Here is a 22,841-nt window from a genome sequence, read left to right as displayed (position 1 = left end):
CCTTGGGTGGGCAGCGGCGAGTGGGACGAGAGTGGGCAGAAATGATGACTGGCAGCGTCTTATCACCATTTTCCCACCAGTTGAACCCCCTCTGCTGCCCGATCACCAAACAGTCATGGACCGTCCCTGGACCGGTCTCTTGGACCGCCGTGCCGTCATCGATCGCCATGACGGCCTTACCCGGATGACCGATGCGCCGCCTGCTCCTGATCCCCACCCTCCTTACCGCTTTGCTCTGGTCGGCGCCCTGTTTCGCCCAGGCGCGCTCCCAGCTCGGTCCGCTCTGCACGACCGAGACCACGCCGGCCGACCAGATGATCGACGCCTGCACCAAGATCATCGCTTTGAAGGTGCTTTCCGGCGAGAAGCTCGCGACCATCTATTTCTGGCGCGCGGTCGGCTGGAACAAGAAGGGCAACTACGCCCAGGTGATATCCGACGCCACCGAGGCGCTGCGCCTCAAGCCCAGCACCGCCGTCTACAATTTGCGCGGCTCAGCCTATTTCGACAAAGGCGAGTACGACATCGCGATCGCCGACTTCAACGATGCGCTGCGCCTGGGGCCGCCGAGCGGCATCATCTTTCACAACCGCGGCAACGCCTTTCGCAGCAAGGGCGACTATGCCAAGGCGATCGCCGACTATGACGCCGCGATCAAGGCCGGTCCGAAGTCAGCCTTCTCCTATCAGAACCGCGGCGCCTCGAAGCGGGCGCTCGGCGATCTCGACGGCGCGCTCGCCGACATCAACGAGGCGGTCAGGATCGACCCGTCGCTGCCGCAGCCGCTGATCAGCCGCGCCGTGATCTGGCGCGCCAAGGGCGAGATCGAGCGCGCGATTGCGGACACGACGGAAGCGATCCGGCTCGCCAAAGCCAAGGCGCCCGTCAACGTCATGACGCCGCCCGGCAGCGTGCTGATCTCGGCCTATACCCAGCGCGGCCTCAGCTATGAAGCGAAGGGTGATGCTGCGCATGCCAAGGAAGATTACGCCTCGGTGCTCGAAGGCGTGGCATCCGATGCCGGCAGCAAGGCCAACCAGGCCACCGCGAAGGTACGGCTCGCGCTGCTCAAGGAGGCCGACGCGGCACCGCGCAAGACCGCGGCAGCGCCGGCCGCCGAGAGCAGCCCGGCCGCGCCACCGGCCGCTTCCGTCAAGACACCGGCACCGGCGCCGCCCGCCGCGGCGGCCCCGGCGGCAGCAACCGGCCGGCGCGTCGCGCTGGTGATCGGCAACGGCGCCTATGCGCATGTCAAGGCGCTGCCCAATCCGCCCAACGATGCGCGCGCGATCGCCAGGAGCCTGCGCGACATCGGCTTCACCGTCTCCGAGGGGCTAGATCTCGATCGCGGCACGATGCAGAAGACGATCCACGATTTCCTGCGCGAGGCGGCGCGCTCGCAGATCGCCGTGGTCTACTATGCCGGTCACGGCGTGCAGGTCGACGGCCGCAACTATCTCGTGCCGGTCGACATCGAGCTAAGCCGGGCAGCCGCGCCACCGACGCGATGGTCGACATGGACACCATCATGGCCGGGCTCGACGACCAGATCCGCACCAACATCCTGATCCTCGATGCCTGCCGCAACAATCCGATGGCGCCGCAGCTGGCCTCCGCCGGTCCAAGCCGCGGCATCGAAGCGGGCTCCGGCCTCGCCGCGCCCGCCTCGCTCGGATCGGGCTCGACGCTCGGCGCCGGCACGCTGATCGCGTTTGCGACCGCGCCGGGCCAAGTCGCGCTCGACGGCGAAGGCGCCAACAGCCCGTTCTCGGCGGCGCTGTCGCGCCACGTCGGCACGCCCGGCCTCGAGGTACAGCAGATGCTGACCCGGGTCCGCGCCGAGGTCGTCGCCGCGACCAAGGGCAAGCAGGTGCCGTGGTCGAACTCGTCGCTGCTCGGTGAGGTCTATCTGGCGGAGCAGTGAGGGTGCGACGCGACAGCGTCACTCCGGGCGACGCGCAGCGTCGAACCTCAGGGGCGCGATTATGCCCCGGGGAATCTCGAGATTCCGGGTCTGGTGCTCGCGCACCATCCCGGAATGACGCTAGGACCGATCGACATTCATTGCATCCAGATCATTGCGGCAGCGAGATGGATGAAGCCGGTAAAGTTGTCAGATCGCCTGTCATAACGGGTTGCCAAGCGTCGGAAGTGTTTGAGCTGGCAAAAGCAGCGCTCGATGCGGTTGCGCTGTTTGTATGCGTCGGCGTCGTGCGGAATGATGATCCTGCGGGTGCGGTTTGACGGGATCACCGCCGTTGCGCCGATTTCCGCGATGATCGCACGCAGGGCGTTGCTGTCATAGGCCTTGTCGGCGAGCACGGCATCGCCGCTCTGGCCGTGGAGCAGTGCGGGCGCCTGGGTGATGTCACTAACTTGCCCAGCCGTGACGATGAAGCGGAGCGGACGGCCGAGCGCATCAGCCAGCATGTGGATCTTGGTGGTCAGTCCACCTCGGGAACGCCCCAGCGCCTGATCTTTGGCCCCCCTTTTCCGCTCGTCGCCTGCTGGTGGGCGCGAACGATGGTGCTGTCGATCATCAGATACTGGTTGTCGCGATCGGCGGTCAGAGCAGCGAACACGCGCTCCCAGACGCCGGCATGGCACCAGCGGCTGAAGCGCTGATGCACCGTTTTCCACTTGCCGTACCGTTCCGGCAGGTCGCTCCAGTGTGCGCCCGATCGCAAAACCCACAAACATCCGTTGACGAACAGTCGATTGTCCGCAGCCGTACGTCCCGGGTCGCCAGCTTTCCCCGGCAGCAGTGGCGCAATCCTCGCCCATTGCGCCTCCGTCAGCTCATATCGTTTCGCCGCCACCATCTGCTCCGTGTCTCGAATCACGGAACTCTATGAATCAGCGATCAAACCGCTTGGGAATCCTGAATGTCGATCGGTCCTAGCGCGTCACTTCCCCCACACTTCGTTCGCGACCTCGACCGCGAGCCGCAGCTTGGCCCACTGCTCTTCCTCGGAGAGGATGTTGCCTTCTTCAGTCGAGGCAAAGCCGCATTGCGGCGACACTGCGAGCTGCTCGATCGGGGCAAATTTGGATGCCTCTTCCAGCCGCCGCTTGATGTCGTCCTTCTTCTCGAGCTCGCCGAACTTCGAGGTGATGACGCCGACCACCACGACCTTGTTGCCCTTGGGCAGGAAGCGCAGCGGCTCGAAGCCACCGGCGCGGTCGGAATCATATTCGAGGAAATAGCCGTCGTAATTGGTGCCGGCGAGCAGCGTCTCGCCGACCGGCTCGTAACCGCCGGAGGAGATCCAGGTCGAACGGAAATTGCCGCGGCATACATGGGTCGTGATCACCATGTCGGACGGACGGTCGGCGATCGCGTAGTTGATGACGCGGGCGTAGATCTCCTGCAGGCCGTCCGGATTATCGCCGCGGTCGCGCGACTTCTGCAATTCCTCCTGCGAGCACAGATAGGCCCACACCGTGTCGTCGAACTGCAAATAGCGGCAACCGGCATCGTAGAACGCCTTGACCGCCTTGCGGTAGGTCTTGCCGAGGTCCTGATAGAATTCCTCGAGGTCCGGATAGACCTCCTTCGAGATCAGCTTGCGGCCGCCGCGGAAATGCAGCACCGCCGGCGAGGGGATCGTCATCTTCGGCGTGACGTGCGCCTGGTCGGCGTACTTCTTCAGGAACCCGAAGTGATCGAGCATCGGGTGATGATCGGAGAAATCCAGCTTGCCGATCACCCTGATGGCGTCGTGCCGGGTCTGCACGCCGGCGAACTGGATGCCCATGTCGGGATGGAACAGCTCGCAGCCGGTCAGATGGCTGAGGAAATCGAAGTGCCACCAGGAGCGGCGGAACTCGCCGTCGGTCGCAAGCTTCAGGCCGACCGAGGCCTGCTTGTGCACAACCTTCTCGATCTCCATGTCCTCGACCTTGCGCAGCTCGTCGGCGGAAATCTCGCCCTTTTCCAATCTGGCGCGGGCCTCCTTGATCTTCGGCGGCCGTAACAGGCTGCCGACCTCGTCGGCGCGGAACGGAGGCTTGGTTCGCTGCATGGTCAACTCCCGGACGTTTCTAACGTGCCTTCTAATGTGCCTTGGCCCCGGAGACGCCGAGGTGGCGCTCGAGGACGGAGGGATCGGCTTTCAGCGCGCTGCTTGCGGCATCATGCACGATCGTGCCGCGTTCCAATATCACAACGCGGTCGGCCAGCCCCAGAATCTTTTGCGCGTTCTGCTCGACGATGATCGAGCAGATGCCGCCTGAGCGCGTGATGGTTCCGATCGCCCTTAACAATTCCTCAACGATGATCGGCGCGAGGCCTTCGGTCGGCTCGTCGAGCAGCAGCACTTTCGGATTCAGGGTCAGCGCGCGGCCGATCGCCAGCATCTGCTGCTCGCCGCCGGACAGCTGGTTGCCGAAATTGCGTCGCCGCTCCTTCAGCCGCGGAAACATCTCGTAAACCCGCTCGACCGTCCACGGCCCGGGCTGCGCCACCGCGGTCATGTTCTCTTCCACCGTCAGCGAGCGGAAGATGTTGCGCTCCTGCGGCACCCAGCCGATCCCGGCGCGGGCGCGCTGGTCGGGCCGCATCGCCGTGATGTCGCGGCCTGCGAGCGCGACGCTGCCGCCGAAGCGCCTGACGATGCCGACGATCGAATTGATCAGCGTGGTCTTGCCGGTGCCGTTGCGGCCGAGCAGTGCGAGCACCTGGCCCTCCGTAAGCGCCAGCGACATGTCGGGCAGCACCACCGCCTCGCCGTATCCGGCACGCAGGCCCTGGATCGAAAGAAGCTCAGGCATCGGCGGCCTCGCCGAGATAGACCGCCCTCACCTGCGGATCGCGCGCGACCTCGTCGGGCGCGCCCTCGGTGAGCAGGCCGCCATTGACCAGCACAGAGATGCGGTCGGCGAAGGAGAATACGAGGTCCATGTCGTGCTCGATCAGCAGCACGGCGACGTCGCGCGGCAATGCCGCCACCGCCGCCAGGATGTCGTGGCGCTCGCTCTCGGGCACGCCGGCCGCGGGCTCGTCGAGCAGCAGCACCCGCGGCTTGGCGGCGATCGCGACCGCGATCTCGAGCAGTCGCTGCTTGCCATAGGGCAAGGTCGAGGTGAGTTCCGTCATCACGTCGAGCAGATGGAAGCGCGACAGGATCTCGGCGATCTCGGCATTGACGTCGCTCCGGGTCCCCATCCGCCGCCACCAGTCGCCGCCGCGGCCCATCCGTTCGGAGACCGCAAGCCCGATGGTCTCGAGCGGGGTCAGGTCGGGATAGAGCTGGTTGATCTGGAAGGTGCGCGACAGCCCGCGCAGCACCCGCTTGTGGACGGACAGGCCGGTGATGTCGCTGCCTTCGAGGAGAATGCGCCCGCTGTTCGGCGTCAGCACGCCGGTCAGCTGATTGATCACAGTGGTCTTGCCCGCGCCGTTCGGCCCGATCAGCGCGTGGCGCGCGCCCTGCATCACCTTGAGCGAAAGATCGCGGGTGACGCGAAGAGCGCCGAAGGATTTTTCGAGGCCGCGTGTTTCCAGCGCGATCGTCATGACGCGTCGCTCTCCGGCACGGCAACGGCGGCCTTGCGGCCGGCGAACTGGCGGATGATCAGGTTGGGCACGAACAGCACCCAGCGATGGATGCGCGCGCGGCCGACCAGCACGATCACGACCAGCACGAGGCCGATCCAGAACAGCCAGTATTGCGGGGTGATGCTCTGAAACAACTCCTGCAGCATCTTGAACACGACGGCGCCGATGAGGCCGCCATAGAGATAGCCGGTGCCGCCGATCACGAGCACCAGCATCAGGTCGGCCGAGCGCTCGAAGGAAAACACGTCGAGCGAGGCAAGCGCCGTGGTCTGGGTGAACAGCGCGCCGGCGATCCCGGCATAGAAGGCGGCAAGCGTATAGACCGCGATCAGGCGGCGGTTGACCGGCACGCCGATCGCGGCCGCGCGCAGCGGATTGTTCCGGATCGCGCGCAGCGACAGGCCGAACGGCGAATGCACAATGCGTCGGGCGAGCAGGAACAGGATGAACAGCACGATCAGCGAATAGAAGAACCCGGTCTTGCCGAACATGTCGAAGGTGAACAGACCGAGGATCGGCTGCATCTCGATGCCTTGCAGCCCGTCAGTGCCGCCGGTGATGTTCGAGAAGCGTTCGGCGAGCGCTTCCAGCAGCAACGCGATGCCGAGCGTCACCATCAGCCGCGTCAGGTCGACGCCGCGGATGACCAGGAAGCTGGTCAGGAAGCCAAGAACCGCCGCAACCAGACCGGCGGCGACCAGCGCGATCACGGGCTCGTTGATGATGCCGTGCAGCGCCAGCAAGCCGGCCGAATAGGCGCCGACGCCGAAGAAGGCCGCGTGGCCGAGCGAAACGATCCCGGCGTAGCCGAGGATCAGGTCGAGCGACAGCGCGAACAAACCGAGCCGTACGATGTCGGTCATGATCAAATAGCGCGACGGGAACACGAAGGCGCAGGCGAGCGCCAGCGCCCAGAACGCGACCTCGCTGACCCGCCAGCGGGCGCTGGCCATCGCGTGAGTGGAAACGTCTGATAGCGCCGTCATGAGCGCCTCACCGCGCAGCGGTGCGGCCGAACAGGCCGTTCGGACGCCAGAGCAGGATCACGATCATGACGGTGTTGATCACGAACGGACCGAGCTTGGGCACGTAATACTTGCTGGCGACATCGGCGATGCCAAGCAGCAGCGACGCCAGGAACGGACCGGTGATCGAGGACGAGCCCCCGACGGTGACGACGATCAGGAAGTAGATCATGAATTTCAGCGGGAAATACGGATCGAGCCCGAGGATCTCCGTACTCAGCGCACCGCCGAGGCCGGCGAGGCCGCAGCCGAAGGCAAAGGTGAAGGCGAACACCTGCGGCACGTTGATGCCGAGCCCGATCGCAGCGCGCGAATCGTCGACCGCGGCGCGCAGCCGGCTGCCGAACCGGGTCTTGGCGAGGATCAGTTGCAGCGCCAGCGTGAGCAGGCCGCAGATCACCACGATCATCAGCCGGTAACGGCCGATGCCGACGCCGAACAGGTCGATCTGGCCTTCCAGCGCCGCCGGCAGCTTGATGAACACCCGCGACGATCCCATGATGTAGTCGACCGCCGCGACCGACATGAACACCAGGCCGATCGAGAACAGCACCTGGTCGAGATGGCTGCGGCTATAGAGATGGCGGTACAGCGTGCGCTCTAGCGCGATGCCGATCACCGCGCTGCCGACAAAGGCGAGCGGCAGGCCTGCGAAGAACGGCCAGCCGGAATTGTTCACCAGCACGGCGCAGATATAGCCGCCTGCCATGGCGAAGGCGCCATGCGCGAGATTGACGAAATTCATCAACCCGAGCGTCACCGCAAGCCCGCAGGCGAGCACGAACAGCAGCATGCCGTAGGCGACGCCGTCGAACAGGTTGGTGAGGATAGAGGCCATGGAAAGAGGAGGAATCCCGATATTTACGCGCCATTCCGGGCCAGCGCGCATGCACTGAACCCGGAATCTTTTTCACCAATTTCGAGATCCCGGGTTCGCGCTAATGCGCGCCCCGGGATGACGCACTTTCGCGCGTTACTTCTTGGTCTTGCCGGAATCCTTGACGGCCTCGAAGGCCGCGAATTCGACATTGTAGAGCTCGCCGTCGACCTTCTCGACCTTGCGAATATAGATGTTCTGCACGATGTCGCGGGTTTCCGGATCGATCGAGATCGGGCCGCGCGGGCTCTCCCACTTCATGCCCTTCATCGCCTCGATCAGCTTGTCGCCATCGGTCGTACCATTGGTCTTCTTGAGCGCCTCATAGATCAGATGGATGCCATCATAGCCGCTGACCGCCATGAAGCCGGGGCGGTTGCCGAACGCCTTCTTGTAGGCGGCGACGAACTCCTTGTTCATCGCGGACGGATGCGCGGCCGAATAGAGATGCGCCGTCACCGCGCCGAGCGCGGCATCGCCCATGTTGTTGAGCAGATCGTCATCCATGACGTCGCCGGGTCCGATCACCCTGATGCCGCTCTTGTCGAGCCCGCGCTCGGCATATTGCTTCATGAAGTTGCCGCCCTGCCCGGCCGGCACGAATACGAACATCGCGTCGGGCTTGGAATCCTTCATGCGCTGCAGGAACGGCGCGAAGTCCGGATTGGCGAGCGGGACCTTGACCTCTTCGACGATCTCGCCGCCGCCGGCGGTGAAGTGCTGCTTGAAGAAGGTCAGCGCATCGTTGCCGGGCGCGTAGTCGGAGGTCAGCGTCGCGACCTTCTTGATGCCGTTCTTTACCGCCCAGTCGCCGATGATGGTGGAGGACTGCGCCAGCGTGAAGCTGGTACGCACGATATAGGGCGAACGCTCGGTGATGATGGAGGTGCCGGCCGCCATCACGACTTCCGGGATCTTGGCCTGCGTCGCCAGCGGCGCCGCGGCGAGCGCCGCGGGCGTCACGCCGAAGCCGGCGATGAAATTGACCTTGTCGTTGACGATCAGTTCCTGCGCGAGCCGCTTGGTGTTGTCCGGCACCGCGGCGTCGTCCTTCAGGATGATCTCGATCTTCTTGCCGGCGACGGTGTCGCCCTTCTGCTGCATGTAGAGCTTGATGGCGTTATCGATCTGCTTGCCGGTCGACGCCTGACCACCGGTCATCGGCAGGATCAGCCCGATCTTGACGACGTCGCCCGCCCACGCCGGCACGCTGGCACACAACCCGGGAAGCACGGCGGAAGCGGCGCCCCACAGCAACATTTTGCGACGATTGAACATCGACATCCCCCTCCCCCTTTTGATCTTCGGCGCTGAGCTTTAGTTCCGGTTGTTGGCTTATCTTAACCCAACCATGTCACCGCCAAGCCGCAACGCGACAAGGCGTCTCCCCGTGCCCTCTGTCAATCGGACGATGGATGTGTGCCGCGCGGGACGCGATCGGACCCAACTCAGAAGATGGTATTAAAATACCAAGAACGCCACGAAACTCAATGCCCAAGAACCGCTCACGCGCCACCAGAGCACCTTGGCGGCCCCGATTCATTTGTACGATCGTGCAAACAGCGCCGCGATGTCAACAAACAAGCACAATTGCAGCCGAACGGTCGCGCCCAAGATCATCATCCATAAAGACCAAGGCTGTATCCTGCCTCACATGCCGATCTTCTCGCGCCCTATCTCTGTCCTGACTGCCCTCGCGTTCGCGGCCTGTACGCTCGGAGGATGCGGCACCGTGAACCGGAAGCTCTCGGCCGGCATGGCCGACTACATTCCGGCCTGGGCCGGCGGCCTGCCCGCCGACGCGCCGCCGCGGGCAGGTACTCCCGAATACGACAAGTTCATGCAGGAGCGGGAGCGCAAGCGCCTGATGCCTGCGGCCGAGCGCGGCGATGACGCCAAGCCGGCAACGCCACCGCAGAACGCTGCCCACTGAGCGTACGGCCGGACCAGGACAGGCACCGGGTTGTGCCGTGCACGGGATAAGCGACAGCCCGACAGACTAGCTGGAGCGATCCTCGCGGATGATTTCGCCGCGGTAGCCGAACTCCACCATGTGGACAGTGACGTAGTCGTCGCCGACGAACGCGGTCCGCAGGACTCCGGCAATTCGGCGACGGTCAGCACCTCGGCGAATACTAGATAGCTGTCGTGGTTCGGCGCAGCGAGGGTCATGGGAACGCCCGCACCGAACCGCCCGGCACGATGTGGCAGTGACCGAAGAAGATGTGCCTGATCTTGCTCCGTTGCTTCGTGACGATCGATCGGAACCTGCATCATCGAGCAGGCCGATCCGGTCCACCGGCGCGATGCGGGTCGGGAATAGATTGTGATGCATGACCAGGAAGAACGGGCCGTCATGCTCCGATAGCTGGCGTTCCAGCCAGGCCGGCCGCGCCGGGCAAAAGCTGCCGGCTGCCGTCTGCAGGTCGTAGGTGTCAAGCAGCAGGCAGCGGCCGAACGAGGTGTCGTGAACGCCTTGCGCGAACCCGTCCGCGTCGGCGCATTTGGGAAACACGCTGAGACACCTCTCGCTATGATCATGATTGCCGATGCAGGGCCGCACCGGGATTGGGAACCCGTTCAGGCGTTCGCGCGGCAAGTGATAGTCAGCGAGCTCGCCGATACCCGAAAGATCGCCCGAGATCACCATCAGCTCGGCGTCGCGGTGATCGGCAATCACCTGATCCAGCGCGCTCGAAGTTCTGCATGGGATCACGGCCAAAGATCGTTCTCCCCGACGTCGTCAAAGGATGTCGCTCATGTGGATGAGTTTCATGCAGCACCTCGATGCAGGGCGACACCCTAGCCGTCAAAGCGCGACAACCGGGGTGAACGCGGATCAATCCACGAATACCACGGTCTTGCGTCCGTTGAGGATGACGCGATCGGCGAGATGGTAGCGGATCGCGCGCGCCAGCACCCGGCGCTCGATGTCGCGCCCCTTGCGCACGAGATCCTCAGGCGTATCGCGATGGCTGATGCGCTCGACGTCCTGATCGATGATCGGGCCTTCGTCGAGATCGCTCGTGACGTAATGCGCGGTGGCGCCGATCAGCTTGACGCCGCGCTCATGGGCCTGGTGGTAGGGCTTGGCGCCCTTGAAGCCCGGCAGGAAGGAATGATGTATGTTGATGCAGCGACCCGACAGCCGCGCCGACATCTCGTCCGACAGGATCTGCATGTAGCGGGCCAGCACCACGAGATCGGTCTTGGTGTCCTGGGCCAGCTTCCACACCGCGTCTTCCTGCTGCCGCTTGGCCTCCTTGGTCACCGGCAGATGATGGAACGGGATATCGCCGAAATCGAGCGAGCCATAGGTCTCGCGCGGATGGTTGGAGACGATCGCGGTCGGAATCATCTCGAGCTCGCCGGTGCGCCATCGGTAGAGGATGTCGACCAGGCAGTGATCGGATTTCGACACCAATAGCATCACCCGGCGGCGGCTGGCGCGGTCGCGCATCTGCCATTCCATCCCGAAACGTTCGGCGATCGCGGCAAAGCCGGTCTGCAGCGCCGCGAGCTCGACCGCGAGGTCGGCCGCGGTGAACACCACGCGCATGAAGAACTTGCCGGTCTCCACATCATCGAACTGTTGGGCGTCCAGGATGTTCTGGCCGTTATGGGCGAGAAACGTCGAGACCGCCGAGACGATCCCTGGACGGTCCGGACACGACAGGGTCAAAACGAACTGATGGTCGGGCATGCCAATTGACCAAAGCTTGAGCAGATTGATGGAACGGTCATTTTCGGCCCCCGTCTACACCGCAGGCGGCCTTGCGCCAATCCCGGCGCGGGGGTCAAATCGAACAAATGACGACAATGTTTGTTAGGATCCATCATGGCTGAACGGCTGAACGGCTACCGCATCCTGATCCTCGAGACGCGCGAGGAGGCGCAGTTTTCCCGCCTGCTCGCCGAACAGGGCGCCGACGTGCTGCAATGCCCGATGTTCACGATCCACGATGCGCCTGATCCGGTGCCGATCGAGGCCTGGATTCGCCGCGCCATCGAACGGCCGCTCGACGACCTCGTGCTGATGACCGGCGAAGGCCTGCGCCGGCTGATGAAAGTCGTGCGCCGGATCGGCGTCGAGCGGGAGTTTGTCGATAGCCTCGCCAAGGCGCGCAAATTCGCCCGTGGCCCCAAACCCGGCCGGGCACTGCGCGAGATCGGCCTGGAACCGCAAATGACGACCGAGAAGCCGACCTCCGAAGGCGTCGCCGGGATGCTGTCGAAGCTCGACCTGACCGGCCATCGGCTCGGCCTGCAGCTCTATCCGGACAAGGATCACGCCAGCCTGATCGGCGCGATCAAGGCACAGGGCGCCGAGGTCGATACGGTGCTGCCCTACGTCTATGATGCGCAGGCCGCCGACGCCAACATCGTCACCGCGATCGAGGAGATGGCGCAGGGCCGCATCGACGCGATCGCTCTGACCAATCTCGGCCAGGTCCGCCGCCTGATCGAGGTGGCACGGGCGCGCGGTTGCGAGGACAGGTTACGCGAGGGGTTCGAGCGTACGCGGATCGCGTCGGTCGGACCGGCCGTATCGGACGAACTCAAGTCCCAAGGCCTGCGCACCGACATCTACCCGGCCGAAGACGCCTTCTTCATGCGGCCGCTGATATCGGCGATGGCGGCGGCGCTTTCAAAGAATCCGCCGCGCGCGACGGCGCGAAGCTAGAGCCTTTTCCGTTCCGATCGAATCGGAACGGAGTTCTAGATTCTAGTTTTGACGCGCTTTCTTCACGCGAACCGGCGTCCACTTCGCTCGAAAACGCTCTAATCAACCTTGGCGCCGGCGAACTTGACCACCTTGCCCCATTTCTCGGTCTCGTCGGCCACCAGTCTGCCGAAGTCGGCAGCCGAGCCCGGCAGCATGATCGCGCCGATCTCGGTAAAGCGCGCCTTGGCCTTGGGATCGGCGAGGATTTCATTGACGGCCTTGTTGAGCCTGTCGACGATTTCAGGCGGCGTGTTCTTCGGCGCCGCGAGGCCGTACCAGGCGCTCGCCTCGTAACCCGGCAGGAAGTCGCCGACCGGCGGCAGGTCCGGAAGCACGTCCGAACGGGTCGTGCTGGTGACCGCCAGTCCGCGCAGCTTGCCGGATTTGACGTGCTCGGCGCAGGTCGGAAGATTGTCGAACATCACCTGCATCACGCCGGACAGCATGTCGGTGAGCGCCGGCGCGCCGCCCCGGTAGGGCACGTGCTGCATGTTGATGCCGGTCAGCATCTTGAACAGTTCGCCCGACATGTGGATCGTCGAACCGTTGCCTGAGGACGCCATGTTGAGCTTGCCGGGATTGGCCTTTGCATAGGCGATCAATTCGGGAATCGACTTGATCGGCAGCGAGGGATGCACCACCACGACGTTGGGAAAGCGAATGATGCCCGCGATCGGCTCCATCTCGCGCATGAAATCGAACGGCAGCTTCTGGTAGAGCGTCGCGTTGATCGCATTGGCCGGCGCGACCAGCAGCAGCGTGTAGCCGTCGGGCGCCGCGCGCAGCGCCTGCTCGGTGGCGATGTTGGTCCCGCCGCCCGGCCGGTTCTCGACAATGAAGGATTGCCCGAGCTTTTCCGACAGCCACTGTCCCATCAGGCGCGCCGTCAGGTCCGCCGAACCGCCGGGCGTATAGCCGATCACGAGGCGAACCGGCCGCGCCGGATAGGCCTCGGCATTCGCATTCCCAAATGTGAGCGGAAGCGCAGCCGTAGCGGCTGCAAGTTGCAGGAACTGGCGGCGTAGAACCTTCATAATGTCTCCTCCGACGCACTGGCGGCTCTTGCGGCACGCTTGGGCACGGGCATCCTAGCCGCGCGGCGTCGCCAAGCCGACAGATATTCTCGGTCGGAGGGCGGGAGGTTCACCGCGTCACTTCGTCTCGCGCAGATAGGCCTGGTACGCGAGGGCGATGCCATCCTCGAGCGAGGTGGTGGCGCGCCAGCCGAGCCTCGCCAGCCGGCCGACGTCGAGCAGCTTGCGCGGCGTGCCGTCCGGGCGCGACGTGTCGAAGCTGATCTCGCCGCGATAGCCGACGGCGGCCGCGACGACGCGCGCGAACTCGGCGATGGTGATGTCCTCGCCGGTGCCGATATTGACCAGCTCGGGCGAGGAATAGGTCTTCATCAGATGGACGCAGGCGTCGGCGAGATCGTCGACATAGAGGAATTCGCGGCGCGGCGTGCCGGTGCCCCACACCGCGACGTTGCCGGCGCCCGAAACCTTGGCCTCGTGGAAGCGGCGGATCAGCGCGGCGACGACGTGGCTGTATTCGGGGTGATAATTGTCGCCGGGGCCGTAGAGATTGGTGGGCATCACGCTGATGAAATCGGCGCCGTACTGGCTGCGATAGGCCTCGGCCATCTTGATGCCGGCGATCTTGGCGATGGCATAGGGCTCGTTGGTCGGCTCCAGCGGGCCGGTCAGCATCGAATCCTCGCGCAGCGGCTGCGGCGCCAGGCGCGGATAGATGCAGGACGAGCCGAAGAACATCAGCTTCTCGCAGCCATTGGCGTGCGCTGCCTGGATCACGTTGCTCGATATCGCCAGATTGTCGTAGAGGAATTCGGCCCGCAGCGTGTTGTTGGCGACGATGCCGCCGACCTTGGCCGCGGCGAGGAACACGGCCTGCGGCCGCTTCGCGGCAAACCAGGCGTTGACCGCGGTTTGGTCGCGCAAATCGACCTCGTTGCGCGACACCGTCAGGAGATCGGACTCCTCGCGCGCCAGCCGGCGCATCAGCGCCGAGCCGACCATGCCGCGATGGCCGGCGACGAAGACCGTCTTGCCCTTCAGCTCAAAGGCCGTGCTTGCCATTGGCCGCGTCCTGCCTGGCCTCGACGAGATCGCTGGCGACCATTTCCTTCACCAGCTGCGCGAACGGCGTCTTCGGCGTCCAGCCGAGCTTGGCGCGCGCCTTGCTTGCGTCGCCGATCAGAAGATCGACCTCGGTCGGGCGGAAATAGGTCGGATCGATCTGCACCAGGGTGTTGCCGGACGCCTTGTCGACACCGATCTCCTCGACGCCCTTGCCGCGCCATTCGATGCTGCGGCCGACCTCGGCAAACGCCAGCTCGACGAACTCGCGGACCGACCGCGTCTCGCCGGTCGCGAGCACGAAGTCGCCGGGCTCGTCGACCTGCAGGATCCTGTGCATGCCTTCGACATAGTCGCGGGCGTGGCCCCAGTCGCGCTTGGCGTCGAGATTGCCCAGATAGAGCTTGTTCTCGAGGCCGACCTCGATGCGGGCGACGGCGCGGGTGATCTTGCGCGTCACGAAGGTCTCGCCGCGGATCGGGCTCTCATGGTTGAACAGGATGCCGTTGCTGGCGAACATGCCATAGGCCTCGCGGTAGTTCACCGTGATCCAGTAGCCGTAGAGCTTGGCGACGCCATAGGGCGAGCGCGGATAGAACGGCGTGGTCTCCTTTTGCGGCACCTCCTGCACGAGCCCGTAAAGCTCCGAGGTCGAGGCCTGGTAGAACCGCGTTTCCTTTTCCATGCCGAGGATGCGAATCGCCTCCAGCAGCCGCAGCACGCCGATCGCGTCGGCGTTGGCGGTGTATTCCGGGCTCTCGAAACTGACCTGGACGTGGCTCTGGGCGGCGAGGTTATAGATCTCGGTCGGCCGGATCTGCTGCACCAGGCGGATCAGATTGGTCGAATCCGTCATGTCGCCGTAGTGCATCACGAACGGCACGTTGCCGGCATGCGGATCCTGGTAGAGATGGTCGACGCGCGCGGTGTTGAACGAGGACGACCGCCGCTTGATCCCGTGCACGGTGTAGCCGAGACCGAGCAGATATTCGGCGAGATACGCGCCGTCCTGCCCGGTCACGCCGGTGATCAGCGCAACGCGCCGCTTTGAATCCTGAGCCGCCGAATCTTTAACCGCCATGTCATCTCCAGAGAGCGCGAAAACCGCGCGATCCCGACGAGGCCGGTCTGTAGCATCCAGCCTGCCCCAAGTCTAATGGCTTAATCGTTTGAAATCAGGACTTTAGGACAGCGAAAACGGCTCAATGCGCCCGGAACCCGTCACTCGCCGTAGTGCCGCAGCCGGTCGAGGTTGAGGATGGTCACCCCGCCATATTCGAGCCGCAACAGCCCTTCCCGCTCAAGCCGCTTCAGGCACTGGTTGGCATTCTGCCGGGAGATTCCCGACAGCGCCCCGATCTCCTCCTGGGTGATCTCAAGGTGCAGCGTCAGATCGGGATAGAGAATCGGATTGAACAGCGAGGCGATCGAGCGCGCCAGCCGTGCCGTGGCGTCCAGCGTGCGGCCATATTCGAGCAGCGCAATGAACTGGCCGAGCCGCTCATTGAGCGAGCCGACCAGGAACCGGTTGAAGCCGACACTATTCTCGAACAGCCAGACGAAGGTCCGGCGATCCATCATCGCGAGGCGCGTGTCGCGCAGCGCGACCACATCGTAGCGCCGGGGCTCATTCTTGAGCACGGTCCCCTCGCCGAACCACGCGCCTGCGGTGAGACCCGCGAAACTCGCCGCCTTGCCACCGCGCGAGACGATGCCCATGCGCGCCAGGCCGGTGACGATGCCGGTCCAGTACTGAAAATTGTCGCCGCGCATGAAGATGAATTCGTTGGCGCGATAGGATTTCTCGGAAATGCCGGCGCGCGCGATTTCGATTTCTTGCTCGCTCAGTTCGCGCGACCAGGCCGCGATGCGCCTCAAGTAATCAGCAGCAATCATTCTAGCGACGGCGTCCTACCCGAAGAGACTGCAACGATATTGCACCGCAGCAACGCCGTGCACGAAGCCAGGGACCCGAGGCCTGGAATGCCAGCGAAAATTCCTGACCAAATGTCGGGCACATGACAATTCAACCTATCGCTTTCTCGTATTCAGAGCCACCTCGCGTAACGTCGCGCAGCTCCTTGATGGATCGCTGAAGGCGGACGACGCGAGGGACGGGCTTGCAGGCGGGTGCGGCGTTACCGCGCATGACGCAGGCGATCGGGTCAAGCGATGCTCCCGAACGCCGGCATCATTAGTCGGATGGTCTCCCTTCGGCGGCCCATGTAAGATCGAAGAGTAAGATCGAAGCGAAGATAAAGAGCGCGCCAAAGCGCCCGTATCTGGAGGGAACAGGGTGGCTAATAGTCTCGAGGTGCGCGGAGTCTCATTGCGCTTTGGCGGCGTCGGCGCGCTGACCGAGGTGAGCTTCGGCGTCAACGAGGGCGAGCTGTTCTCCATCATCGGCCCGAACGGCGCCGGCAAGACCTCGATCGTCAACTGTATCTCCGGCCGCTACCGGCCGACCGAAGGCCAGCTGTTCTATCGCGGCCAGGACATTACCGGCCTCAACCCGAACGCGCGGCCCCGGCTCGGCATCGGCCGGACCTTCCAGAATCTCGCGCTGTTTCACCACATGAGCGTGCTCGACAACATCATGGTCGGCCGCCATCACCTCCTGAAGAACAACTTCATCACGGGATCGCTGTACTGGCTGACCGGCGCGCGCCGCGAGGAGCTCGAGCACCGGCGCAAGGTCGAGGAGATCATCGACTTCCTCGATCTGCAATCGGTGCGCAAGGCGACCGCCGGCACCCTGCCCTACGGCCTGCGCAAGCGCGTCGAGCTCGCCCGCGCGATGGCGCTCGAGCCGCAACTGATCCTGCTCGACGAGCCGATGGCCGGCATGAACTTCGAAGAGAAGGAAGACATGGCGCGCTACATCGTCGATCTCAACGAAGAGTTCGGCATGACGGTGATGATGATCGAGCACGACATGGGCGTCGTGATGGACATCTCCCACCGCGTCATGGTGCTCGACTTCGGCCGCAAGATCGCCGAGGGCGATCCGGCCACCGTGCTCGCCGATCCCCATGTCAAGCGCGCCTATCTCGGCGAAGAGGATGAGGCGCTGGTCGATCCCGACGACAAGCCGGCGGTGCAGGAGAGCGCGGCATGATGGACTATGCCGGTCGCGCCGCGCAGGCCGACACCTTTCCCAAGATGCTGCGCCTCAACGCCAAGGAGCATGGCAGCGAGATCGCGCTGCGCGAGAAGGATTTCGGGCTGTGGCGCGAATTCACCTGGAACGACTACCAGACCCGCACCCATGATTTCGCGCTCGGCATGGTCGAGCTCGGGCTTGGCCGCGGCGACGTGATCGGCATCATCGGCGACAACCGGCCGGACTGGGTCGCCGCCGAGATCGCGGCCCACGCGATCGGCGCGATGAGCCTCGGTCTTTATCGCGACGTGCTGGACGAGGAAGCCGCCTATCTCCTGACCTATGGCGAGGCCAAGCTGGTCTTCGCCGAGGACGAGGAACAGGTCGACAAGCTGCTCGGCCTGGCCGATCGCGTGCCCCACCTCAAGCACATCGTCTATTCCGACCCGCGCGGCATGCGCAAATACGACGATCCGCGATTGATGGAGGCGAGCAAGCTCGTTGCGCTGGGCCGCGACCGCGCCGCGCGCGAGCCTGGGCTCTACGAGCGACTGGTCGACACTACGAAGGGCGAGGACGTCGCGATCCTCTGCACCACCTCGGGCACGACGGCCAACCCGAAGCTTGCGATGCTCTCGGCCGGGCGCGTGCTGCGGCACTGCGCGACCTATCTCGCCTTCGATCCGAAGGGGCCGGACGACGAATATGTCTCGGTGCTGCCGCTGCCCTGGATCATGGAACAGATCTACGCGCTAGGCAAAGGGCTGCTCTCCCGGATGAAGGTCAACTTCGTCGAAGAGCCCGACACCATGATGCACGATTTCCGCGAAATCGCGCCGACCTTCGTGCTGTTCGCGCCGCGGGTTTGGGAATCGATCGCGGCCGACGTCCGCGCCGGGGTGATGGACGCCTCGCCGTTCAAGCAGCGGCTCTATGACCTCGGCATGAAGACCGGGCTGGCGGCGCTTGCCGAGGGCAAGCGTTCTGTGTTCGCCGACCAGCTCTTGTTCCGTGCGCTGCGCGACCGGCTCGGCTTCACGCGGCTGCGCTCGGCGGCGACCGGCGGCGCGGCGCTCGGACCGGATACCTTCAAGTTCTTCCAGGCGATGGGCGTGCCGCTGCGCACGCTGTACGGCCAGACCGAGCTGCTCGGCGCCTACACGCTGCATCCCGAAGGCAAGGTCGATCCCGACACCACCGGCGTGCCGATGGCCGACAACATCGAGATCCGCATCGACAATGCCGACGTCAACGGCGTCGGCGAGATCGTGGTGCGGCATCCCAACATGTTCCATGGCTATTACAAGAACCTCGAAGCATCGGTCGCCGACATCAAGGACGGCTGGATGCATTCGGGCGATGCCGGCTACTACAACGACAACCGGCAGCTTGTCGTGATCGACCGCATCAAGGATCTCGCAGAGACCTCGCGCGGCGAGCGCTTCTCGCCGCAATATATCGAGAACAAGCTGAAGTTCTCGCCCTATGTCGCCGAGGCGGTGGTGCTCGGCGCCGGCCGCGACGCGCTCGCCGCGATGATCTGCATCCGCTACTCGATCATCTCGAAATGGGCGGAGAAGAACCGGATCTCGTTCACGACCTACACCGACCTGTCCTCGCGGCCCGAAGTCTATGCGCTGCTGAAGAAAGAGGTCGAGACGGTCAATGCCACCCTGCCGTCGGCGCAACGCATCTCGCGCTTCCTGCTGCTCTACAAGGAGCTCGATGCCGACGACGGCGAGCTGACCCGGACCCGAAAAGTCCGCCGCGGCGTCATCAATGAGAAATACGCCGACATCATCGATGCGATCTACCGCGGCAAGGCCAGCATCCCCGTCGACACCGTGATCCGCTTCCAGGACGGCTCGACCCAGCGCGTCCGCACCACGCTCGAGGTCGTCGATCTCGGCCGCGCCGTGCTCGCGGAGGCCGCGGAATGAGACCGTCGATGATAGCAAGCTCGATCGTCATGCGCGGGCTTGACCCGCGCATCCATCCTCTTCGCGAGGACGGCTTTCTTGCGCGATGGATCGCCGGGTCAAGCCAGGCGATGACGAGCCACAAATTCGGCGAGACCCCATGAACACCCAGTTCCTGATTCAGCTGATCGTCAACGGCCTCGTGGTCGGCACGCTGTATGGCGTGGTCGCAATGTCGTTCGTGCTGATCTACAAGGCGACACAGGTCGTGAACTTCGCGCAGGGCGAATTGCTGCTGGTCGGCGCCTGGGTGTGCTGGGCGCTGCTGACGAAGTATCAGGTGCCGTTCTGGGTCGGCATGCCGATCACGCTGGTCTTCATGTTCATCTTCGGCATCGCGATCCAGGTCGTGATCCTGCGCCCGATGATCGGTGAGCCGATCATCTCCGTGATCATGGTGACGATCGGCCTGTCGACGGTGTTCCAGGCCGCGCTGAAGTGGATCTTCGGCGTCAACCCGCAGCCGTTCCCGCGCGTGTTTCAGAGCCAGTCAGTCAGCCTGTTCGGGCTGCAGATCCAGACCGTCTATGTCATGAGCCTCGTGGTCTCGCTCGCCATGATGGTCGGCATGGCCTGGTTCTTCCGCGCCTCCAAATATGGCCTTGCGATGCGCGCCACCGCCTTCAACCAGCAGGTCGCGCAGTCACTCGGCATTTCCGTCAAGAGCGTGTTCGCGATGGCGTGGGCGATCTCGGCCACGGTCTCGGCGGTCGCCGGTGTCGTGGTCGCGGTGGTCAACGGCGTGTCGTCCGGCCTCTCCGCCTACGGCATCAAGGTGTTTCCGGCCGCGATCCTGGGCGGGCTCGACTCGGTCGGCGGCGCCGTGCTCGGCGGCATCATCATCGGGCTGTTGGAAAACGTCGCCCAGTATGTCGACAGCCAGTACCTGCACTGGGGCAATCTCTACGAGATCGCGCCGTTCTACGTCCTGATCATCATTCTGATGATCAAGCCGTACGGCCTGTTCGGCACCAAGGATATTGAGCGGGTCTGATCAATGGCGACAAGCACACTCATCCCCTCGGGCGATTTCCGCACCAGCTATGCGGCCGACACCACGATCTTCCCGACCGCGACCAGCCGCAATTTCGCGATCCTCGGCATCGTGCTCGCCTGCTTCGCGCCGATGCTGCTGTCCAACTACCTGCTCTCGATCGCGATCCAGATCGGCATCTTCGCGATCGCGGCCCTCGGCCTCAACGTCCTGGTCGGCTTCACCGGCCAGATCTCGATCGGCCACGCCGCGTTCTTCCTGTTCGGCGCGTTTACCTCGGCCTACATTTCCAACAACGCGCCGATCCCGGTGTTCTTCGCCATTCCCCTCGCCGGCGTCGTCACGGCACTGGTCGGGCTGATCTTCGGCGTGCCGGCGGCGCGGCTGAAGGGACTCTATCTCGTGATCGCAACGCTCGCCGCGCAGTACATCCTGCTCGACTTCTTCTCGCGCGCCGAATGGTTCTCGGGCGGCTCGGTGCCCGCCAGCGCCAACCCGTTCTCGATCTTCGGCTACACCCTGCGCGGCGACCGCCAGTATTTCTACGTCGTGCTCGCCTACATGGTGGTCAGCTATTTGCTCGTCACCAATCTGATGCGCACCCGCGACGGCCGCGCGCTGGTCGCGATCCGCGATCACTATCTCTCCGCCGAGATCATGGGCATCAACCTCACCAAGTACCGGACGCTGTCGTTCGGGCTTGCCGCCTTCTTTGCCGGCATCGCCGGCGCGCTCTACGCACACTATCAGCTCGTGGTCTCGCAGGAAGGCTTTGGCATCGAGCGCTCGGTGCTGTTCCTCGCCATGGTCATCATCGGCGGCACCGGCTCGGTGATGGGCACGCTGATGGGCACGGCCTTCGTGGTGCTGCTGCCGGAATCGATGGAATGGCTGAGCGCCTGGCTGAAGGGCGGCGCCATCGACAAGGCGCTGCAGCTCAACAACAACATCACCTTCCTGCGCGAGATCGCGATCGGCCTGATCATCATCGGTTTCTTGATGTTCGAGCCGGACGGCCTCGCGCATCGCTGGCGGCAGATCAAGGCTTACTGGAAGCTCTACCCGTTCTCGCATTGACGCAAGGCACGGAACGCAACTCAAAATTCGGTTCAACGAATAGGCAGGAGGAAAGAAAAAATGACGATTAGATCCCTTTTGAGCTCGGTCTCCGTTGCGCTGCTGATCAGCAGCGCGGCCACCACCGCGCAGGCGCAGATCGCCATCGGCCATCTGCAGGACCTCTCGGGCGGCACGTCCGACGTCGGCACCCCCTATGGCCAGGGCGTCGCGGACACCTTCGCCTGGGTGAACAAGAACGGCGGCATCGGCGGCAAGCAGCTCAATGTCGACAGCAACGACTATGGCTACCAGGTGCCGCGCGCCATCGCGCTGTACAAGAAGTGGTCGGCGCCCGACGGCAAGGTCGCGGCGATCATGGGCTGGGGCACGGCGGATACCGAAGCCCTCACCGGCTTCCTGGCGCAGGACAAGATCCCGGACATCTCCGGCTCCTACGCCGCCGCGCTGACCGATCCGGAAGGCACCAGCGGCAAGGCCAAGCCCGCACCCTACAATTTCTTCTACGGCCCGAGCTATTCGGACTCGATGCGCGCGATGCTGACCTGGGCCGCGGAGGACTGGAAGGCCAAGGGCAAGCCCGGCAAGCCGAAATTCGTCCACATGGGCGCCAACCATCCGTATCCGAACGCACCGAAGGCGGCTGGTGAAGCGCTGGCGACCGAGCTCGGCTTCGAGGTGCTGCCGCCGCTGGTGTTCGCGCTGTCGCCCGGCGACTACTCGGCGCAGTGTCTCAGCCTGAAGAGCTCGGGCGCAAATTATGCCTATCTCGGCAACACGGCGGCCTCCAACATCTCGGTGCTGAAGGCCTGCAAGACCGCCGGCGTCGATGTCCAGTTCCTCGGCAATGTCTGGGGCATGGACGAGAACGCGGCCAAGACCGCCGGCGATGCGGCCGACGGCGTGATCTTCCCGCTCCGCACGGCGGTGAGTTGGGGCGGCAACGCGCCCGGCATGAAGACGGTGATGGAAATCTCCAAGATGTCCGACCCGTCCGGCAAGGTCTATCGGCCGGTGCATTACATCGCCGCGGTCTGCAGCGCGCTCTATCTGAAGGAAGCGCTCGACTGGGCCGCCAAGAACGGCGGCGCCACCGGCGAGAACGTCGCCAAGGGCTTCTACCAGAAGAAGGATTGGGTGCCGGCCGGCATGGACGGCGTCTGCAATCCGTCGACCTGGACCGAAAAGGATCACCGCCCGACCACGAAGGTCGACCTGTATCGCTCGAAGGTCTCGGGCGCGACCGATGGCGACATCAACGACCTGATGGGCAAGGGCACGATCAAGCTCGAGAAGGTGAAGACCGTCGACCTGCCGCGCAAGCCCGAATGGTTTGGGTGGTGAGGCGGCAGCCGAACACGTCCACACATCGTCATGCGCGGGCTCGACCCGCGCATCCATCAA

19 protein-coding genes and 2 pseudogenes are annotated in these 22,841 nt (G+C 64.3%); 8 read left to right on the top strand and 13 right to left on the bottom strand.

Translation table 11 applies throughout. The annotated features are described in order from the left end of the window. Positions 1-191 precede the first annotated feature (191 nt). Positions 192-1,924: pseudogene (locus J2R80_RS22100) on the top strand (caspase family protein). Between the two features lie 137 nt (positions 1,925-2,061). Here the strand turns inward: J2R80_RS22100 and J2R80_RS22095 are convergent. The 7 genes and pseudogenes from J2R80_RS22095 to J2R80_RS22065 all read right to left on the bottom strand — a co-directional run bounded on the left by J2R80_RS22095 (position 2,062) and on the right by J2R80_RS22065 (position 8,740). Further along, positions 2,062-2,822, bottom strand: a pseudogene (locus tag J2R80_RS22095) (IS5 family transposase). Between the two features lie 84 nt (positions 2,823-2,906). Further along, complete coding sequence (locus J2R80_RS22090; RefSeq protein WP_253639406.1) at positions 2,907-4,025, bottom strand: cobalamin-independent methionine synthase II family protein; 1,119 nt, start codon at positions 4,023-4,025, stop codon at positions 2,907-2,909. Positions 4,026-4,056: 31 nt separating this feature from the next. After that, positions 4,057-4,773, bottom strand: a complete 717-nt coding sequence (locus J2R80_RS22085) for an ABC transporter ATP-binding protein (RefSeq protein ID WP_253639405.1) — start codon at positions 4,771-4,773, stop codon at positions 4,057-4,059. Further along, positions 4,766-5,518 carry an ABC transporter ATP-binding protein gene (locus J2R80_RS22080; protein ID WP_253639404.1) on the bottom strand — a complete coding sequence of 251 codons (753 nt, stop codon included), beginning with the start codon at positions 5,516-5,518 and terminating at the stop codon, positions 4,766-4,768. The genes J2R80_RS22085 and J2R80_RS22080 overlap by 8 nt, the downstream gene beginning before the upstream one ends. Continuing rightward, positions 5,515-6,546, bottom strand: a complete 1,032-nt coding sequence (locus tag J2R80_RS22075) for a branched-chain amino acid ABC transporter permease (RefSeq protein WP_225644459.1) — start codon at positions 6,544-6,546, stop codon at positions 5,515-5,517. The genes J2R80_RS22080 and J2R80_RS22075 overlap by 4 nt, the downstream gene beginning before the upstream one ends. Positions 6,547-6,553: 7 nt before the next feature. Next, on the bottom strand, positions 6,554-7,423 hold the full coding sequence (locus tag J2R80_RS22070) for a branched-chain amino acid ABC transporter permease (RefSeq protein ID WP_253639403.1): 870 nt from the start codon (positions 7,421-7,423) through the stop codon (positions 6,554-6,556). 135 nt (positions 7,424-7,558) lie between these two features. Then, the gene (locus J2R80_RS22065; RefSeq protein WP_253639402.1) at positions 7,559-8,740 is read right to left on the bottom strand and encodes an ABC transporter substrate-binding protein; all 1,182 of its coding nucleotides are present in this window, start codon (positions 8,738-8,740) and stop codon (positions 7,559-7,561) included. Positions 8,741-9,116: 376 nt separating this feature from the next. Between J2R80_RS22065 and J2R80_RS22060 the strand changes: the two genes are divergently transcribed. Continuing rightward, positions 9,117-9,395 (top strand): hypothetical protein, encoded by a 279-nt coding sequence (locus tag J2R80_RS22060; protein WP_253641015.1) that lies wholly within the window; start codon positions 9,117-9,119, stop codon positions 9,393-9,395. A gap of 66 nt (positions 9,396-9,461) precedes the next feature. Here the strand turns inward: J2R80_RS22060 and J2R80_RS22055 are convergent, their stop codons facing one another. Beyond that, positions 9,462-10,142 carry a phosphodiesterase gene (locus J2R80_RS22055; protein ID WP_253639401.1) on the bottom strand — a complete coding sequence of 227 codons (681 nt, stop codon included), beginning with the start codon at positions 10,140-10,142 and terminating at the stop codon, positions 9,462-9,464. 159 nt (positions 10,143-10,301) lie between these two features. Continuing rightward, the gene (gene purU / locus J2R80_RS22050) at positions 10,302-11,165 is read right to left on the bottom strand and encodes a formyltetrahydrofolate deformylase (protein ID WP_253639400.1); all 864 of its coding nucleotides are present in this window, start codon (positions 11,163-11,165) and stop codon (positions 10,302-10,304) included. A 135-nt stretch (positions 11,166-11,300) separates the two neighbouring features. Here purU and J2R80_RS22045 point away from each other — a divergent pair, with 135 nt between their 5' ends. After that, complete coding sequence (locus J2R80_RS22045) at positions 11,301-12,146, top strand: uroporphyrinogen-III synthase (protein ID WP_253639399.1); 846 nt, start codon at positions 11,301-11,303, stop codon at positions 12,144-12,146. A gap of 98 nt (positions 12,147-12,244) precedes the next feature. On the opposite strand, the gene J2R80_RS22040 is transcribed toward J2R80_RS22045, so the two are convergent. From J2R80_RS22040 to J2R80_RS22025, 4 genes are all read right to left on the bottom strand, one after another. Continuing rightward, the gene (locus J2R80_RS22040; RefSeq protein ID WP_253639398.1) at positions 12,245-13,222 is read right to left on the bottom strand and encodes a tripartite tricarboxylate transporter substrate binding protein; all 978 of its coding nucleotides are present in this window, start codon (positions 13,220-13,222) and stop codon (positions 12,245-12,247) included. A 117-nt stretch (positions 13,223-13,339) separates the two neighbouring features. Further along, the gene (locus J2R80_RS22035; protein WP_305884548.1) at positions 13,340-14,284 is read right to left on the bottom strand and encodes a GDP-L-fucose synthase; all 945 of its coding nucleotides are present in this window, start codon (positions 14,282-14,284) and stop codon (positions 13,340-13,342) included. Next, positions 14,265-15,365, bottom strand: a complete 1,101-nt coding sequence (gene gmd, locus J2R80_RS22030; protein WP_253607808.1) for a GDP-mannose 4,6-dehydratase — start codon at positions 15,363-15,365, stop codon at positions 14,265-14,267. The genes J2R80_RS22035 and gmd overlap by 20 nt, the downstream gene beginning before the upstream one ends. A gap of 140 nt (positions 15,366-15,505) precedes the next feature. Continuing rightward, positions 15,506-16,180: a Crp/Fnr family transcriptional regulator gene (locus tag J2R80_RS22025; protein ID WP_028343069.1), complete on the bottom strand. Its 675-nt coding sequence runs from the start codon at positions 16,178-16,180 to the stop codon at positions 15,506-15,508. A gap of 400 nt (positions 16,181-16,580) precedes the next feature. Between J2R80_RS22025 and J2R80_RS22020 the strand changes: the two genes are divergently transcribed. From J2R80_RS22020 to J2R80_RS22000, 5 genes are all read left to right on the top strand, one after another. Beyond that, complete coding sequence (locus tag J2R80_RS22020; protein WP_253639397.1) at positions 16,581-17,402, top strand: ABC transporter ATP-binding protein; 822 nt, start codon at positions 16,581-16,583, stop codon at positions 17,400-17,402. Next, entirely contained in the window at positions 17,399-19,327 is a 1,929-nt protein-coding gene (locus J2R80_RS22015) for a long-chain fatty acid--CoA ligase (protein WP_253639396.1), read from the top strand. The genes J2R80_RS22020 and J2R80_RS22015 overlap by 4 nt, the downstream gene beginning before the upstream one ends. Before the next feature lie 139 nt (positions 19,328-19,466). Then, positions 19,467-20,360, top strand: a complete 894-nt coding sequence (locus tag J2R80_RS22010) for a branched-chain amino acid ABC transporter permease (RefSeq protein WP_253639395.1) — start codon at positions 19,467-19,469, stop codon at positions 20,358-20,360. 3 nt (positions 20,361-20,363) lie between these two features. After that, positions 20,364-21,437: a branched-chain amino acid ABC transporter permease gene (locus J2R80_RS22005; protein ID WP_016847992.1), complete on the top strand. Its 1,074-nt coding sequence runs from the start codon at positions 20,364-20,366 to the stop codon at positions 21,435-21,437. Positions 21,438-21,497: 60 nt separating this feature from the next. Further along, positions 21,498-22,781: an ABC transporter substrate-binding protein gene (locus tag J2R80_RS22000; protein WP_141343005.1), complete on the top strand. Its 1,284-nt coding sequence runs from the start codon at positions 21,498-21,500 to the stop codon at positions 22,779-22,781. Positions 22,782-22,841 lie beyond the last annotated feature (60 nt).

It is taken from the genome of Bradyrhizobium sp. USDA 4541, from assembly GCF_024171085.1.
Classification (GTDB): domain Bacteria; phylum Pseudomonadota; class Alphaproteobacteria; order Rhizobiales; family Xanthobacteraceae; genus Bradyrhizobium; species Bradyrhizobium australafricanum.
This window is presented reverse-complemented; position numbering and strand designations above follow the sequence as displayed.